The sequence below is a fragment of the Streptomyces sp. NBC_01669 genome (assembly GCF_026339735.1).
Taxonomy (GTDB): domain Bacteria; phylum Actinomycetota; class Actinomycetes; order Streptomycetales; family Streptomycetaceae; genus Streptomyces; species Streptomyces yanii.
In genome coordinates this window covers 4,892,392-4,908,210 of the sequence record NZ_JAPEQG010000001.1, presented here as the reverse complement: position 1 = coordinate 4,908,210, position 15,819 = coordinate 4,892,392, and the positions used below count along the sequence as shown (strand labels likewise).

The following is a 15,819-nucleotide window of genomic DNA, read 5'->3' as shown; positions in this document are numbered from 1 at the left end:
TTTGCCGCCCGACCCAGGTGATCTTCTTTATTGCCTTTCGGACACCTTTCCATTCCGTGTGCCCTCATGAACGGCAAAGTTGCGCAGCGTGAAATACAAAGAGATGGCGCATTCATTCGCCGGTGACATCTGCCACATCGATGTGCGGCAATAGGGTCTCCGAATAGTAGCGATCACGGCGCCGACTTAATGAGATATGTCCGACTTGGCGTCACATGCCCCCCACAGGGTGGGCCGAAATCCGAACGACCGGGTGCTCCCGCCCGCTCATTCGGCGTGCAGGGAACCCTGACGACGCAACAGGACTTCCTACGGCCCCAGGAGCCGGACAAGCACGGCCGGGCGACCGTGGCAAGGGCCGGCCGTCACTACGAAGCTCGATAGTACTTGGGCGTGTTGCCCCGCCTCTCGGCAGTTCCAAGAATGACGGCCGCACAGCATCTCCACAGCTCAAGCCCAGGACTGCGCCGAGCCTGCCCTACCGGGGGCACTCCGCGATTACCGAGCGAGGTCACGCATGAGGAAGCACCGCAGGAAGACGTACTACCGGCCGATAGCCATCGCTGTCGTCGCAGCGGGAGCCGTGGGTATCCCCTCTGCGGCCATGGCCTGTCTGGGCTCTCCGGAGGACGCGGGCAGCCGGCCCTCCGCCCAATGGACGACCGTGAGCTCCGCGCACCACTGGAAGACCCCGAGCTCCGCGCACCACTGGACGGCCGGCCCCTGGGGGCAGAAGCCGACTGCGAGTGCGCCCACGAAGCCTGCGGCGTCTGCGAGCACACCGGCGGCACCTGCCCCGACCGCCACCCCCGCATCCGCGGACACGGCCCGCGTGCTGGCGCTCGTCAACAGCGAGCGCGGCAAGGTCGGATGCTCCCCCCTCACCGTCAATGCCAAGCTGACCAAGGCCGCGCAGGACCACAGCAAGGACATGGCCGACCACCGGAACATGTCCCACACGGGCTCCGACGGATCGTCCCCCGCCGACCGGATCACGCGAGCCGGTTACAACTGGAGTGCCTATGGCGAGAACGTCGCCTACGGCTACTCCACACCCGAGTCGGTGATGGAGGCCTGGATGACCAGCCCGGGCCATAAGCGCAACATCCTCGACTGCACGTACAAGGAAATCGGCATCGGACTCGCGCAGCCCGGCCACTACTGGACGCAGGATTTCGGAACGGCCCGATAGCGGACCAGGAAATCCGGCCACTCCGCGCCCCGGATCTCACGTCCGCGGAGGCGGTGCGCACCCGCAGGTGAGGCGGAGCGGCCAAGGGAACAGCAGCCTGGCCCGACGTGCGGACTCTCCCGCACGCCGGGCCAAGCTGCTGTTCCTGCTGGACGGGGTGTCCGCGCGTCGTTCCCCGGGGCATCCACGTCGGCTAACTCCGCTGGAGCAGCCCGCTGTCCATCGCCACGACCACCGCGCACGTGCGGTCGCTGACGTCGAGTTTCGCGAATAACCGGCGCCCTCGGTGAACCGGTGCCGGTACACGTCGGCCGACTTCAGCTGAACGGTCCTCAATTCCGCTCCGAGTGCGGTCCGTTCGTCACACAGCGCCAGGGCCCCGTGGCGTCAGGACCGTGATCAGGATGCCCACCGCGTGCAATGTGGCGAGGAGATGGCGTTGATGGTGAGCACATCGGTGCGCCACCCTTCCCGCAGGGTGTGCGCGGCTCAGGAACTGCCGCTCGCGTTCTCCTGAAGGATCGCGGCGATGTCGGCCACGTCGTTCGCGATGGTCAGCACCCCGCTGATGTCGGGCGTCGAGGCGCCGTTCACCCCGATGAAGAACACGTCGTAGTGCCCCTTGCTCGTCTCCAGATATCCGGCCGTCGTCTCCGCGCCCACCGCCAGCCGGTCGTTGAGGAGGTCGCCACCGGCGACGGTGCCTGTCTTCGCGGAGACCTTGCCCCGGGCCGGGCAGTCGCGGCAGTTGCCCGCGAGGCTGCCGTCGACGCCCAGGGTCGGCAGAGCCTCCCGGAAGCGGTCCGCATCGGGGGTGCCCTGCCAGTACGTCAGGATCCGGGCGACGGCGCGGGGCGTGGTGCGGTCGGCCGGGTTGCCGCCACGGCCGTCGGCCAGCTGCACCGCCTTGCGGTCCACCTTCGCCTCGTCCAGGAACTTCGCCAGTGCCGGGAATCCGTCCGGGCACTGATGGCTTCCCGTACTGACGGCCATCAGGCAGATACCGAGGTTCGCCCCGAGGTTGTGGCTCACCTTGAAGATGAGGCGGGCGTACTGCTCGAACGGCGGGGACGTGAACCGGGCCACCTCGGGCGCGCCCCGGTAGGAGTCGGGCAGCTTACCGGCCGGATTGGCTCCGACCGCGGCCGCGGAGACCTCGACCCCGGCCCGCTTCAGTGCCTCGATCAAGGCGGTGCGGCCGAAGGCGTTCGGGTCCCGGATGTCCGACACCCGCAGGACCGGGGCGGAACCGGCGGCGATGGTGCCGGAGAGCCGGATGCGGGTGCCGTCGGCGGAGGGCGTCACCGTGATGTCGGCGGGCTTGCCCGCCTCGACGGTTCGGACGGAGGACGTGACGCGGTACGGCGCCACCTTCGGGCGCCAGTCCAGCTTGGCCGGCGCGCCCGGCCCTTCGCCGGGGGTGGTGAGCAGGTCGATGAGGTTGTCGTTGATGATCAACGGCGTCGGCGTCGGGTCGAGTTCCGGGTCGGGACGGAACAGCCGGGCGTCCACGACCACGTCGCCGTGCACCTTGGTGATCCCCGACGCGCGTACCTGCCGGGCCAGTTGGTCGATGCCGGCCAGCGGGTTCTGCGGGGTGAGGGTCGCTCCGGGGATGTCGTCGGCGTAGGTGTGGTCGATGGCGGTGAAGGCGACGGTGCCGTCCGCACGCGTACGGCCGCCGAGGGTCAGGTCGCCCTGCGCGACGAGGTCCAGGTCCCCGGTGAGGGTCGCGCCCCGGCGCTCTCCGACGGCATGGACCGGCGTGACGAAGCGGTGATCGCTGCCGAGTGCGTGCCAGGCGCCGCTGACGCCGAACAGTTTGGCCACGGAACCGGGGATGAAGAACTGGTCCGCGTAGCGCGACTGCACCACCTTGCCGGTCTCCGGGTTCTGCTCGAACAGACCCCACTGGGCGTGCGGGTAGTCGGGCTTGCGCATGATCGAGGAGATGCGCGGGTCGAGCTCGTCCGGGTCCTTCGACGGCATCACCCAGTCCATGCCGAACGCGGCGACAGTGGCGACCAGCAGGAGGCCGAGGAGTGTGAAGACGCGACGATGCCTCTGGTTCCGGCGTCGGTTTCCGGTAACGGCTGATGACATGCGGACTCCACCGGTGTGTGTGGTGCACGGGGACCGGGAAAGGGGCGTTTTGAGGTTATGACTCGCGGGCGGCGCAGGCGGGTGGAGAGGCGCGGCGCGGCGGGCACATCCCTCGGACGGTGGCGGGAGGCGGTGGAGTGGGTATGTCCGGACGGTCGCGGCACGGAGCGTGTCCGTACCGTCACGGCGAGATGATGGGTGCAGGACCAACGATCCGGTGGAGTTCCTGCGCGTCCGCCTCGACGAGGAGGCGGACCTGGCCCGCCGCTGCGGTGGTGACGGCTGCGGCGAGTGGACCGCGCTCGGCGGCACCGTCGACTTCTGCCAGATGGATCTCTCCGGGTGCCCGCCCGTCATCGCCCGGCACATCGCCGTGCACGACCCGGCCCGCGTCCTGCGGGAGATCGAAGCCAAGCGGAGCGTCCTCGCCCGCAATGCGTTCAGTCCTGCCGGCGGCGATCCCGAGCTGCCGTGGGACGACCGGGACGACTGTCAGTACGACGGCGAGCTCTGGCCCTGTGACGACCTGCTGGACCTGGCGCTGCCCTACGCCCACCACGCCGACCACCGGCGGGAGTGGCAGCCCGCATCGCATGCGCGGCAGCGACTGCGGGCTGCCACGGGGCTCATCGGTCCAGGAGGGCCGGGAGGTCGGCGATGGAGTCGAGGACGTGGTCCGGGGTACCACTGGCGGAGCGGTGTGTCTCGGGCAGGTATTTGCCTGTTCTGACGAGGACGCCCGTGATGCCGCATCGCTGGGCCGCGAGTACGTCGGTCTCGATGTCGTCGCCCACCATCAGCGCGGCGGACGCGGTGGCGCCGAGGTGGGCCAGGGCGGTGGCGTAGAACGCCTCGGCGGGTTTGCCGGTGATGTCCGCCTCGATCCGGGCGGCCCGTTCCAGCCCCGGGAGGAAGGCCCCGGTGTCGAGGGCGAGACCTTCCGCCGTACGCCAGTACAGGTTGCGGTGCATGGCGATCAGCCGGGCGCCGTGCTGGAGGTGGCGGAACGCCGCGTTGAGCGACGCGTAGTCGAACGCGTCGCCCGCGCCTCCCAGGACGACCACGTCCGCGGGGGCGCTCTCCCCCACGTCGACGAGGGTCACGCCCGTCAGGTCCTCGCTCACGTCGCCGCTGTTGAGCAGTGCGCACCGGGCACCCGGGCAGTGGGCGCGCAGGTACGCGGCGGTGACGGCGGGCGCGGTGAGGATGTCGTCCTCGCCGACGGGGAAGCCCGCCGCGGCCAGCTTCGTGGCGATCCGGGCGCGGGTGCGTGAGGTGGTATTGGTGACCAGGGCAAACGGGAGTCCGGCGGTACGCAGCCGCTCCAGGGCCGCCACCGCGCCGGGCAGCGGCTCCCAGTCGACGGTGAGCACGCCGTCGATGTCGATCAGTACCGCTCCGATCCGTTCCATGGATCGACCGTCGCCGACTTGCGCAGATGCCGCAAATGGGGTTGCTTCGAAGTAGGTGCGTACGTGCCTCTGTCTCCCCTGGGTCGGAGGTGAACCACCGTGTTGTTCACCGATCGCACGGATGCGGGCAAGCAGCTCGCCGAAGCGCTCCGGCATCTGCAGGGGGAGGAAGCGGGGGAGAGCCCCGTCGTTCTGGGGCTGCCCCGGGGCGGGGTGCCGGTCGCCGCGGCGGTGGCGACGGCGCTCGGCGCACCTCTCGATGTGATCGTGGTCCGCAAGCTCGGTGTTCCGTACCACCGTGAGCTGGCCTTCGGTGCCATCGGGGAGGGCGGGGTGCGGGTGATCAATGACGACGTCGTACGCCGCGGAGGGATCAGCCGCGGGGACATCGCGTCCGTGGAGCGGGCCGAGAAGGCGGAGCTCACCCGGCAGGCACGGCAGTTCCGGGGCGACCGGCCACGGTTGGAGCTGGCCGGCCGTACCGCGATCGTGGTCGACGACGGGGTGGCGACCGGCGCCACGGCCTCGGCCGCCTGCGAGGTCGTACGGGCGCAGGGCGCGGCCCGGGTGGTGCTGGCGATCCCGGTGGCGCCCGCGGACACGGTCGCCTGGCTGCGTATGCAGGTGGACGAGGTGGTCTGTCTCTCCACGCCTGCGCTCTTCTCGGCCGTCGGCGAGTGGTACCGGGACTTCTCCCAGACGCCCGACGAGGAAGTTCTCGCCCTGTTGAAGGATTAACGGGGGTCAGACGGACCGGACCCGGGGCACTGCCGCAGTTGCTCAGCCCTGCTTGCCGAACCGCAGCTTCCACGGCGCCACCGCCGACTCGATCTGCACGCGCAGCCCGAGCTTCGACTCGCCGTTCACCCGCTCCTCGAACCGGATCGGGACCTCGACCATCCGCAATCCGCGCCTGACCGTGCGGTAGTTCATCTCCACCTGAAAGGAATATCCATTGCTGCGGACGGTCGGCAGATCGATCGATTTCAGGGTGTCCGCCCGCCATGCCTTGAACCCGGCGGTGGCGTCCTTCACGTGCAGCCGCAGAATCGCATTGACATAGAAATTGGCCCAGGCGGAGAGCGCCTTGCGGTGCCATGGCCACTCGGTGGCGAGCGAACCGCCTTCCACATAGCGGGACCCAATGACGACAGCGGCATTCTCGGCGAACAGTTTCTCGACCATGACCGGAACCACCGACGCCGGATGGGAGAGGTCCGCATCCATCTGAATGACAACTTCCGCTTTCTCTGCGAGCGCACGCGTCATCCCGGCCACGTAGGCGCGCCCGAGCCCGTTCTTTTCGGTGCGGTGCAATACCCCGACCAGGCCCGAGGTCTCGGCCGCGAGCCGGTCCGCAACATCCCCCGTACCGTCGGGCGAATTGTCGTCCACCACCAGAATGTGCAGGTTCGGCAGGTGCAGATCCATGAGCAGATCGACGAGGATCGGCAGATTCGTCCGTTCGTTGTAGGTGGGGACGACCACCACAATCCTCGGGGAGGTCTTCTCCACGGCCATTCCCTTGCGCTCTCTCGTGTTCTCGGGGGTTCCCAGACGTTCTCAGACGTTCTCGGGGGTTCTCCGGTGTTCCGCGCCCGATCCGCGCGAGCCTAGCACCCACCCCGTGCCCCTAAATGCGCGAAACAGAATTCTCCGGATTTCCCTCCCTCCTTCGCGGCACCTTGGGTACGCTGACGAGCGGAGCCCCGGAGCTCTATGGACCTCTTCCGTCACCGAATCGGAGTCGCGCCATCAACCATCCGCAGAGTCCGGTCACTTTGAGCGCGGCGGCAGATCCCGGGGACCGTTCCGCACCGGATCCGGAAGGCGGCGCCGGACAACGCATTTCATACCGCTACGGGTTATGGCCCGCGCTGCTGGCACTGGCGATGGGTCTCTGGGGGATTCGTCGCGAGAACACCATGTGGCGCGACGAGTCGGTGACGTACCAGGTCTCGCACCGGAGCCTCTCCGAGATCTGGCACCTGCTCGGCACCGCCGACGCCGTGCACGGCCTCTACTACTTCTTCATGCATGGGCTGTTCGCCCTGGGCGGCAACGGGCTGCTGCTGCTCCGGCTGCCCTCGGTGGTCGCGACGTCCGTGGCCACCCTGCTCGTGACGTCGACCGGGACCCGTCTGGCGGGCCCGCGTGCCGGACTTCTCGCCGGTCTCTCCTTCGCCCTGATCCCCGTCGTCCAGATGTATGCGCAGGAGGGCCGCTCGTACGCCATGGTGTGTGCGCTGGTCGCCCTCGCCACCTGGCTGCTCGTCGGCGCCGTCGACAATCCCTCGCGTCGGCGCCTGAGTGCGTACGGGGTCACTCTCGCCCTCGCCGGATGGCTCCACGAGTTCGCGATCCTGGCCCTGGTGGCGCACGGCCTGACGCTGTATCTCTGGCGTCCGCCCCGCCGGGTGCTGCGGTCCTGGGCGGTGGCGGCCGTGCTTCCCGTGACCGCGGTGGCTCCACTGACCCTGTTCTCCCTGAGGCAGTCGGGACAGGTGTCCTGGATCGGGTGGCCGCATCCCGAGGAGTGGCTCGTGATCGCGGCCGTCACCCTCCTCGGTCTGCTCTGCGCGGTGTACGGGACGCGGCAGGCGGGCGCGGCAGGCCGGCCGCGCGCTGTCCGACTGGTGCGGCTGGCCCTCCCGTTGCTGATCCTGCCCACGGCCGCGCTGCTCCTCGCGTCCCTCCACGAGCCCATGTACGTGGACCGCTACGTCCTCTACTCCCAGCTCGCCCTGGGCCTGCTCATCGGATTCGCCGTGGACCGGCTGTGGGCCGCAGCCGGACGGACCCCCCGGCTGGCCGCGCCCCGGCCGCGTGCCGTGGTGTTCGGCATCGCGGCCGCCGGCGTGGCCGTCGCCCTCCTCCCCGTGACGCTTCAGATGCGCACCCCCGACAGCCGCAAGGACAACGTCACCGCCCTCGCCGCCCATGCACGGGCCCTGGCGCCGGACGGCGCCGGCGTGCTCTTCATGCCGTCCCGGCGAAGGGAATGGGCCCTCTCCTACCCGGACGACTTCCGGGGCCTGAGCGATCTGGCACTTCTGCGGAGCCCCGGCGCCGACAACACCCTCGAGGGCACCGAGGATTCGGCCGGCCGGATCCGGGCTCGCCTGCGCGGCTTCGACCGGGTCGTGGCGCTCAGCGATCCACCGGGGCAGCCGGAGGACGCGCTGCCGGAGGAGGCGGTCAAGCGGGACGTGCTGCGGACGGAGTTCGTCGTATGCCGCCGGGTGCAGGACAAGGGGGGTCAGGTCACGCTGTATGCGCGGCCCGGCAGCTGCTGACCCGCCGCGGGCGAAGCGTTCGGCCGGGCGATAGTCTGGTGCGAGCAGGGACTGGTGACGGTTGCTGCGCGGCGGTGGGGCCCGCCGTACCCGAACCGCGGCAGCAATGCCGCCAACGGTCCCTACTTGCGGTGGAACGTGCTCGTGTCCGGGCACCCAGCAGGTAGGAGACATGTGCCCATGGGAGCCCAGCAGCCCCGAGCGACACCCGTGACGGAGGGTTCCGACCGCAACGGGCGCGTCGCGCCCGTACCCGGGCAGCGCACCCGGCGGTCGAAGGGGCAGGGGCCCGTCCTCGGCGTCATCGCCCTCGGCGGCGCCGCCGGAGCGACCGCCCGATACGGGGCGTCGCTGATCTGGGTCACCCCGCCGGGCGGCTTCCCCTGGACGACGCTGGTCGTGAACGTCCTCGGGTGCGCGGTGATCGGCGTGTTCATGGTCCTGATCAGCGACGTATGGGCGGCACACCGGCTGGTGCGCCCGTTCTTCGGTACGGGGGTGCTGGGCGGGTTCACCACGTTCTCCACGTACGCCGCGGACATCGAACGGCTGGTGGACAGCGGCCGGGCCCGTACCGGCATCGCGTATCTCGGGCTGACGCTGCTGGCGGCCCTCGCCGCGGTGTGGAGTGCGGTGTGGGTGACCCGCCGCGTGCTGGCGTGGAGGCAGCCATGACGAGGGAGACGGAGCCGGCCGGGGCGGCCGAGCAGGGGCTGCGGCTGACGATCCTGGTCGGGGAGTCCGACGTCTGGCACCACCGCCCCGTCTATGCGGAGATCGTGCACCGGGCGCACCGTGCCGGGCTGGCGGGTGCGAGTGCGTTCCGTGGCATCGAGGGGTTCGGCGCCTCGTCACGGATCCACACCCAGCGACTGCTGTCGCTGAGCGAGGACCTGCCGGTGGCGGTCGTGATCGTGGACACCGAGGACCGGATCCGCGCGTTCCTGCCGCTCATCGACGAACTGACCGGGGACGGCGTCGTCGTCCTCGACGCCTGCGAGATCGTCCGCCGCGGCGGACGGGAGGAGGGCCGGTGCCCTGGCTGCTCGTGATCGTCGGCGCTGCGATCGGCGCCCCGCTCCGCTATCTGACCGACCGTGCGGTCCAGGTCCGGCACGACACGGTCTTCCCGTGGGGGACGTTCGTGGTGAACGTGGCGGGATCCCTGCTGCTGGGGCTGCTGACCGGCGCGGTGGCGGCCGGTGCCGCCTCGTCGCAGGTGCAGCTGTTCGTCGGTACGGGGCTGTGCGGGGCGCTGACGACGTATTCGACGTTCGGTTACGAGACGCTGCGGCTGGCCGAGGACGGGGCGAAGTTCTACGCGGCGACCAATGTCGTGGCGAGCGTGGTGGCGGCGCTGGGTGCGGTGTTCGCCGGGGTCGCGGTCGCGGAGGCACTCTGGCAGTGACACCCCCTCACTCTTCCCGCGTACGTCAACGGGTGTGGCGTCACCCGCGACTCCGCCACCCGCACCGCCGAGCGGCCACGGCAGGACTGCCGTGGCCGCTCGGCGGATACGCGTACGGGCGGTCGGCGCGATCCGCCGATGCACGACGGGACCGGCGACACGCGGATCGTCGAACGAGCGCTGCGGGTGAGGGACTTCGTGATTCCTTCGACCCGGCCCGCCCGTCTCCGGTCAGGTGGTGCGGCGCGCCGGTGCCGGGCGGCGGTTGCGGCGGCCGCGGGACGACGAACCGCCGCTCCTGGGACGCTCCGTCGCCGGCGCCGTGATGGTGACGGGCACACCCGAGGGCGCCTGCGCGCCGGTGATCCGGCTCAGCTCGGCCTCGCCGGAGCGGACCTGGGCGATCTTCGGGATGATGCCGGCGTCGGCCATCAGACGCGTCATCTCGCGGCGCTGGCCCGGCAGCACCAGCGTGACGACGGAGCCGGACTCACCGGCGCGGGCGGTGCGGCCGCCGCGGTGCAGGTAGTCCTTGTGGTCGCTCGGCGGGTCGACGTTGACGACGAGGTCGAGGTTGTCGACGTGGATGCCGCGCGCCGCCACGTTCGTGGCGACCAGCACCGTGACATGTCCGGTCTTGAACCGGCTGAGGGTGCGGGTGCGCTGCGGCTGCGACTTGCCGCCGTGCAGGGCTGCGGCCCGTACGCCGCTGTTCAGGAGGTGGTCGGTGAGCTTGTCCACGGCATGCTTGGTGTCCAGGAACATGATCACCCGGCCGTCGCGGGCCGCGATCTCCGTCGTGGTGGCGTACTTGTCCGCGCCGTGGACGTACAGCACGTGGTGTTCCATCGTCGTCACCGCACCGGCCGCCGGGTCGACGGAGTGGACCACCGGGTCGTGCAGATAGCGGCGGACCAGCAGGTCGACGTTGCGGTCGAGGGTGGCCGAGAAGAGCATCCGCTGCCCCTCCGGCTGCACCTGGTCGAGCAGCTCGGTGACCTGCGGCATGAACCCCATGTCGGCCATCTGGTCGGCCTCGTCGAGGACGGTGATGGAGACCTGGTCCAGTCGGCAGTCGCCGCGCTCGATGAGGTCCTTGAGCCGGCCCGGCGTGGCGACGACGACTTCGGCGCCGCCACGCAGCGCGCCGGCCTGCCGGCCGATCGACATGCCGCCGACGACGGTCGCAAGGCGCAGCCTCAGCGACTTGGCGTACGGGGTGAGCGCGTCGGTGACCTGCTGGGCCAGCTCCCGGGTCGGGACGAGGACCAGGGCCAGCGGGTGCCGGGCCTCGGCGCGCCGTCCCGCGGTACGGGCCAGCAGGGCGAGGCCGAAGGCGAGCGTCTTGCCGGAGCCGGTGCGGCCGCGGCCGAGCACGTCGCGCCCGGCGAGCGAGTTCGGCAGGGTGGCGGCCTGGATCGGGAACGGCTCGGTCACGCCCTCGGCGGCGAGCGCCGCCAGCAGGGGCGCGGGCAGGTCCAGGTCGGCGAAGGCCTCGACGGCGGGCAGCGCCGGAGTGATGGTCTTCGGCAGGGCGAACTCGCCCTGCTTGGCGGCGGGCCGGCGGCCGTAGCCACCGGAACCGGAGCGATATCGGGAACCGGAACCGGAACCGGAACGGTAGCCGGAACCGGAACGGCTCGGGGCTCCGCCGCGGTTGCCGGAGTAGCGGTCGTTCGTGCGAGTTGAGCGGTTCAAGGAGAACCCTTCCTCGATATGGCGCGTATCGAGGAATTCCGCGCGGCAGCGAAGCGGCGCAGGAATCGCAAGAACGGGCCGATGAAATGCGTGGACGAAGCCCGGCTGCGAAAAGTGAGCCGTGTCCGACACGGTGGATGGTGAACCGTGTCCGTCACAGGGACGGGGCCGGCACACGGGTGCGGGCCCGGACAAGCAACGAGCTGGGGGCCGGCGCACGGATGCGGGCCCGGAAAAAGAAACGAGCTGGGGCCCGCACCCGAAGGTGCGGGCCCCAGCTGCGCAAGTGCGTCTCAGCGCGTCAGGCGCCGGAGCATCTGCAGGATCACGCGGGGGTGATGTTCTCCGCCTGCGGGCCCTTCTGGCCCTGCGTGACGTCGAAGTTCACCTTCTGGCCCTCCTGCAGCTCACGGAAGCCACTCGCGGCGATGTTCGAGTAGTGGGCGAAGACGTCAGCGCCGCCACCGTCCTGCTCGATGAAGCCGAAGCCCTTTTCCGCGTTGAACCACTTGACGGTGCCAGTAGCCATGTTTTATCTCCTTCTGGGGCAGTGCCCGGGGACCCGCACTGTGCCGGTCCCGCGTCGCCGCAATGATTACCCCGTCCGGAATGATGATGCCGGAAATACATAAGCGCGCTCATCAGCCAATTGTGGTGACAAGAGCACTTGGAGTTTTGGGAACCACAACTGCAACTGACATCCACCGTAGCACGGTGGATGCGACCGCGCGCGGCGCGTAATTACACTCCGTCCGGCACGTCATAAACCCTCATCGCGCATTGCATAAAATTCTGTGCTTGCGACAACAGATATGCGCCCCGGCGCGGAGCCCCGGCGCCGGGGCCCGGCCTCAGGACCCCGAACCCGCCACCGGCCGGCGCAGCTCCGCGTTGAGGCGCAGGGCCTCTTCGAGCTGGTCCTCCAGGATGACGATGCGACAGGCGGCCTCGATCGGCGTGCCGCCGTCGACGAGTTCGCGGGCACGGGCGGCAATGCGCAACTGGTAGCGGGAGTAGCGGCGGTGGCCGCCCTCGGACCGCAGGGGCGTGATCAGGCGCGCTTCGCCGATCGCCCGGAGGAAACCGGGCGTGGCGCCGATCATCTCCGCAGCTCGGCCCATGGTGTAGGCGGGGTAGTCGTCGTCATCGAGCCGGTCGGCAGCATGCGGAGGGGTTCCTTGGGGCATTTGCACCTCTTCCGGGCCCGCGGCGAGAAGCGACTGAAGGTTTCTCTGACGTCGTTGACCGAAAAAGAAACTCTCATGGTGCGAGCCATCATCTCTATGGTAGCCGCGAGAGATTTCCCGGACCGGACAGGGGAGATGACGCGTCGCACCCGAACATGAGTGCGATCTTGGCGCGCGTGGTGGACACACTGACCAGCCGGTCAGTTGATGACGGCGTGATCAATGGTCATAATGTACGAGTAGCCCTTCACGCATCCCCCGTCGTGAAGGGCTACGACTCGTTGCGGGCCTGAACGGGCGCGCGGGCGCACGACGACTTCACGGGCAAGGGACTCCCCTCGTGGTCCCTTGCCCATGTTTTTTCGAGTTAACAGTGACGTAGAGTGTTTACGCAAGCCCACTCCTGACAGCGGAGCAGGATGTTCCGCTATGTCTCGGCCGCCTCCCCACGCTGCGACCCCCTCATCCGGGTTGGTTACAGTACGAGCCCGTTGACCGGATCCAGGCAGGCGCAGCGTCTCAGGGGCGCGCAGGCCGGCGGACGTGAACGTGGGGGCCCCGATGGACAACGGAGAAGAGAGCGCGCCGGAGCTGCGGACGCTGCAGCAGAAGGTCGAATACATGGTGGAGGAGACCTTCCCCGGCCAGAAGATCTCCGGGCGGGTCTTCGCGGACCTGGTCAGGGAACGCGGCGGCTCGCTGTCGCACAGCTACTTTTCCAACATCCTCGCCGGGAAGGTCACCCAGCCGTCCGAGGACATCCTCAAGGCCCTCGGACTGGGCTTCGGCGTCGACTGGCGCTTCTTCAAGGAGGAGTCCGAGGTCGTCGACGACGTCGTCGCCGGACTGCGGTTCCTCGCCAAGCGGCGTACCGGGGAGATCAGCGGGCTCGCCGGACGCGGCCTGGCCGACGACGGTCTGCCGCCGGAACTGCTGCAGTTCGCGATCTCGCTCCTGGAGGACTCGAAGAACCGGTCCGGCGCCCCCGCCGACGGCGAGGGCAGCGGTTCCGCCACCGACGGCCCTTCGGCGCAGTAGGCCGCCGTGTCCCTGCGCAAGCTGCGGAAGGAGTGCGAGGCCGGACTCGCCGACCTCCCCATCCCCGCACCGTTCTCGATCGCTGGCCTGGTGGCCAACATGGAGGCGGCCCGCGGCCGCACCATCGTGCTGCACGAAATGCCCGACCGGCTGGCGCGCGTCAATGCCGCCTGCGGTCTGCGCCTCGCCTCCGGCTCGACCAGCCTCGTGCTCTACCGGCGGCGCCCGACCGCGTACCAGACCCAGCACGTCATCCTGCACGAGCTGTGCCACGAGTGGTTCGACCACGGCACCTCGCTCGACGCGGACCAGCTCCAGCGGCTGCTGCCCGTCTTCGACACGTCCCTGATCTCCCGGGTCGTGGACTCCGGCGTCGCCGACGCACTGCGCGCGGGCGACTCCACCGTCCAGGCCCGCGCCCAGTACGACACGCACGACGAGCGGATCGCCGAGTTCGGCGCCTCGCTCATCCCCCGCATGGCCAGGGACGTGACCAGCGACGACATGGTGGGACGCCTCGCCAATTCGCTGTCGCGCCCGGTCGCGCACCGCCGCCGCGGACTGTTCCGCCGTACGTGACCCCGTCCCCTTCCCCCCATCCAGAGGAATCCCGCCGTGACCCCGCTCGACCTCGCCGGCTATCTCATAGCCGTCCTGATGACGGCTGTCGCCGTGTGGCGCATGCCGGCCGCCCTGTGGGGCGACGAGGAGGACAAGCGTCGCCGCGCCCTGTGGGGCTGCTACGCCGGATTCGCCGCCGCCCTGTGGACCAAGACCCAGGTGGTGCGGATCGGGCTCAACGACAGCCCGGTCACCGACCTCTCGGTTCTGATCAAGCACTACACGGCGACGATCGCGATCCTGGCGATCCTCAGCTACATCGTCGCCATCTACGGCCAGTACCCCGACGCCGGTGACATCCCGCGGCACGTCCGGTTCGCCCGGGCGGTCCAGCAGGTGGCGGCCAAGGCGTCCGTCGCCACGCTGATCCTGCTGACGGTGCTCTTCTTCACCGTCGTCGACCGTTCCGTGCCGTCGGACCGCTTCGTCGCCGACCATGCGGGCCAGTGGGGCGCCACGCTGTACATGAGCGTGTTCTACCTCTACCTCGGCGCCGCGTCCGCGGTCTGCGCCTACCAGTGGGCGCTGGCCACCGCCGGTGCCGGGCTGCGCCATCTGCGGGTGGGGCTCGCGATGATGACGTTCGCGATGTTCATCGGGGTCGCCTACACGGTCAGCCGCACCCTGTTCCTGTGGGTCAGCGTCGTCGACCAGCCGAGCGCCGCCTTCGCACTGGAGTTCGACGAGGTCACCGAGGCCGCGCAGGTCGTGCTGTTCGCGTTCTTCGCGGTCGGCGCTTCCGTCCCCGCCCTCAGCAAGGGGCGGCGCCGGGCGAAGCTGTGGCGGGCCCAGACCCGACTGCACGCGCTCTGGTACGAGTTGATGACGGCGTTCCCCGACCAGCCGTTCGAGCCCCCGGCCTCGCTGCGCCGCGAACTGACCCGGTTCGACACTCCCGCGGATCTCCGGATCGACCGGTGGGCCGCCGATATCGCGGACGCGGTCGAGAAGTTGCGCCACTACGTACCGGACAGCCTGCTCCCGGCCGCCACGGCAGCTGCCGCGGCGGACAGCCCTGCCCCCGAGAAGGCCGGTCCGCTCGCCGACGCGTACTGGATCAAGACCGCCCTCACCGCGATGAACACCGGCGCTCCCGCCGGGAGCGCCGCGGCGGTCGGCACCCAGCACGCCACCGACCAGGACGGCGAGGTGGCGTGGCTGGTGCAGGTGGCGACGGCCTACCGGACCGTCACCGAGGACCGGGCCCGGGACATACTCGCGGCTTCGGCGGCCATGGAGAGGACGGCATGACGACCACCGGTTCGGCCACCGGCTCCGACACGACGACCTCGACCGCCCGCGCGGTCACGGACGCGCTGCAGCCCCGCAACCTCCTGCTGGCCGGCATGCTCGCCATCGGGCTGGCCGCCGCCGGCCACTGGACCGGTCTGCTGTGGGGCCTGCTCGGCGCCCTGTGCGCCGGGACCGTCCCGGCCGGATACATCGAGTGGGAGCGGGGGCGCGGCACCTGGGGCGACCGGCATGTCGTCGACCGTACGAAGCGCGCACCGATCTTCCTCGTCATCCTCGGCTCGATCGGCGCGGGCTCGGTCGTCATGGTCCTCGGGCACGCGCCCACCGGGATCCTGGTGGCGATGCTGGCACTGTGGGCGATGACGGTCGTGCTGCTGGCCGTCAACACCGTCTGGAAGATCTCGGTGGACGCGTCGGTCGCCTCGGCGGTCGTCGCGCTGCTGGCCGCGGTCCACTCACCGTGGTGGCTGCTCGCGTACGCGATGACGGCCGCCGTGTGCTGGTCACGGGTGGCGCTCGGCTACCACAGCGTCGCCCAGACGGTGGCGGGCTCGGCGCTGGGTGCGGGGACGGCGGCCGCGTTCCTGCTCGTCTGACGGCCACCAGGTTC

The 15,819-nt window shown here is 69.9% G+C and carries 16 protein-coding genes and 1 pseudogene; 11 read left to right on the top strand and 6 right to left on the bottom strand.

Annotated features, from left to right (window positions below; all coding sequences use genetic code 11):
- Positions 1-517 precede the first annotated feature (517 nt).
- A complete protein-coding gene (locus OG972_RS21990) occupies positions 518-1,192 on the top strand; it encodes a CAP domain-containing protein (protein ID WP_266984004.1) in 675 nt (224 codons plus the stop codon).
- 489 nt (positions 1,193-1,681) lie between these two features.
- Here OG972_RS21990 and dacB read toward each other — a convergent pair whose 3' ends face one another.
- Positions 1,682-3,295, bottom strand: a complete 1,614-nt coding sequence (dacB, locus tag OG972_RS21980; RefSeq protein WP_266984002.1) for a D-alanyl-D-alanine carboxypeptidase/D-alanyl-D-alanine-endopeptidase — start codon at positions 3,293-3,295, stop codon at positions 1,682-1,684.
- A gap of 169 nt (positions 3,296-3,464) precedes the next feature.
- Here dacB and OG972_RS21975 point away from each other — a divergent pair, with 169 nt between their 5' ends.
- Positions 3,465-4,025: a DUF6221 family protein gene (locus OG972_RS21975; RefSeq protein ID WP_323135888.1), complete on the top strand. Its 561-nt coding sequence runs from the start codon at positions 3,465-3,467 to the stop codon at positions 4,023-4,025.
- Here OG972_RS21975 and OG972_RS21970 read toward each other — a convergent pair.
- A complete protein-coding gene (locus OG972_RS21970) occupies positions 3,922-4,707 on the bottom strand; it encodes an HAD-IIA family hydrolase (RefSeq protein ID WP_266983998.1) in 786 nt (261 codons plus the stop codon). The two genes, OG972_RS21975 and OG972_RS21970, sit on opposite strands and share 104 nt — an antisense overlap.
- Positions 4,708-4,806: 99 nt before the next feature.
- Here OG972_RS21970 and OG972_RS21965 point away from each other — a divergent pair.
- Positions 4,807-5,436, top strand: a pseudogene (locus tag OG972_RS21965) (phosphoribosyltransferase); the annotation flags it as partial.
- A 51-nt stretch (positions 5,437-5,487) separates the two neighbouring features.
- On the opposite strand, the gene OG972_RS21960 reads toward OG972_RS21965, so the two are convergent.
- Complete coding sequence (locus OG972_RS21960; protein ID WP_266983996.1) at positions 5,488-6,228, bottom strand: polyprenol monophosphomannose synthase; 741 nt, start codon at positions 6,226-6,228, stop codon at positions 5,488-5,490.
- Between the two features lie 260 nt (positions 6,229-6,488).
- Here OG972_RS21960 and OG972_RS21955 point away from each other — a divergent pair, with 260 nt between their 5' ends.
- The 4 genes from OG972_RS21955 (at position 6,489) to crcB (OG972_RS21940) (ending at position 9,411) form a co-directional block, all read left to right on the top strand.
- Positions 6,489-8,003, top strand: a complete 1,515-nt coding sequence (locus tag OG972_RS21955) for a glycosyltransferase family 39 protein (RefSeq protein ID WP_266983994.1) — start codon at positions 6,489-6,491, stop codon at positions 8,001-8,003.
- A gap of 180 nt (positions 8,004-8,183) precedes the next feature.
- A complete protein-coding gene (crcB, locus tag OG972_RS21950; RefSeq protein WP_266983992.1) occupies positions 8,184-8,678 on the top strand; it encodes a fluoride efflux transporter CrcB in 495 nt (164 codons plus the stop codon).
- A complete protein-coding gene (locus OG972_RS21945; protein ID WP_266983990.1) occupies positions 8,675-9,055 on the top strand; it encodes a DUF190 domain-containing protein in 381 nt (126 codons plus the stop codon). Before crcB (OG972_RS21950) ends, OG972_RS21945 begins: the two co-directional genes overlap by 4 nt.
- Entirely contained in the window at positions 9,037-9,411 is a 375-nt protein-coding gene (gene crcB / locus OG972_RS21940) for a fluoride efflux transporter CrcB (RefSeq protein WP_266983988.1), read from the top strand. The genes OG972_RS21945 and crcB (OG972_RS21940) overlap by 19 nt, the downstream gene beginning before the upstream one ends.
- A gap of 231 nt (positions 9,412-9,642) precedes the next feature.
- Here the strand turns inward: crcB (OG972_RS21940) and OG972_RS21935 are convergent, their stop codons facing one another.
- From OG972_RS21935 to OG972_RS21925, 3 genes are all read right to left on the bottom strand, one after another.
- Complete coding sequence (locus OG972_RS21935; RefSeq protein ID WP_266983986.1) at positions 9,643-11,109, bottom strand: DEAD/DEAH box helicase; 1,467 nt, start codon at positions 11,107-11,109, stop codon at positions 9,643-9,645.
- Between the two features lie 325 nt (positions 11,110-11,434).
- Positions 11,435-11,638 (bottom strand): cold-shock protein, encoded by a 204-nt coding sequence (locus tag OG972_RS21930; RefSeq protein ID WP_015609674.1) that lies wholly within the window; start codon positions 11,636-11,638, stop codon positions 11,435-11,437.
- A gap of 322 nt (positions 11,639-11,960) precedes the next feature.
- On the bottom strand, positions 11,961-12,296 hold the full coding sequence (locus OG972_RS21925; RefSeq protein WP_266983984.1) for a MerR family transcriptional regulator: 336 nt from the start codon (positions 12,294-12,296) through the stop codon (positions 11,961-11,963).
- 561 nt (positions 12,297-12,857) lie between these two features.
- Here OG972_RS21925 and OG972_RS21920 point away from each other — a divergent pair.
- From OG972_RS21920 to OG972_RS21905, 4 genes are read left to right on the top strand one after another with little or no spacing between them, the layout of a single operon-like run.
- Positions 12,858-13,334 carry a hypothetical protein gene (locus OG972_RS21920; protein WP_266983982.1) on the top strand — a complete coding sequence of 159 codons (477 nt, stop codon included), beginning with the start codon at positions 12,858-12,860 and terminating at the stop codon, positions 13,332-13,334.
- A gap of 6 nt (positions 13,335-13,340) precedes the next feature.
- Complete coding sequence (locus OG972_RS21915) at positions 13,341-13,913, top strand: toxin (protein WP_266983980.1); 573 nt, start codon at positions 13,341-13,343, stop codon at positions 13,911-13,913.
- A gap of 36 nt (positions 13,914-13,949) precedes the next feature.
- Positions 13,950-15,206, top strand: coding sequence for an MAB_1171c family putative transporter (locus tag OG972_RS21910; protein ID WP_266983978.1), 1,257 nt, complete (start codon positions 13,950-13,952; stop codon positions 15,204-15,206).
- On the top strand, positions 15,203-15,805 hold the full coding sequence (locus tag OG972_RS21905) for a hypothetical protein (RefSeq protein WP_266983976.1): 603 nt from the start codon (positions 15,203-15,205) through the stop codon (positions 15,803-15,805). Before OG972_RS21910 ends, OG972_RS21905 begins: the two co-directional genes overlap by 4 nt.
- The last annotated feature ends 14 nt before the right edge of the window (positions 15,806-15,819 follow it).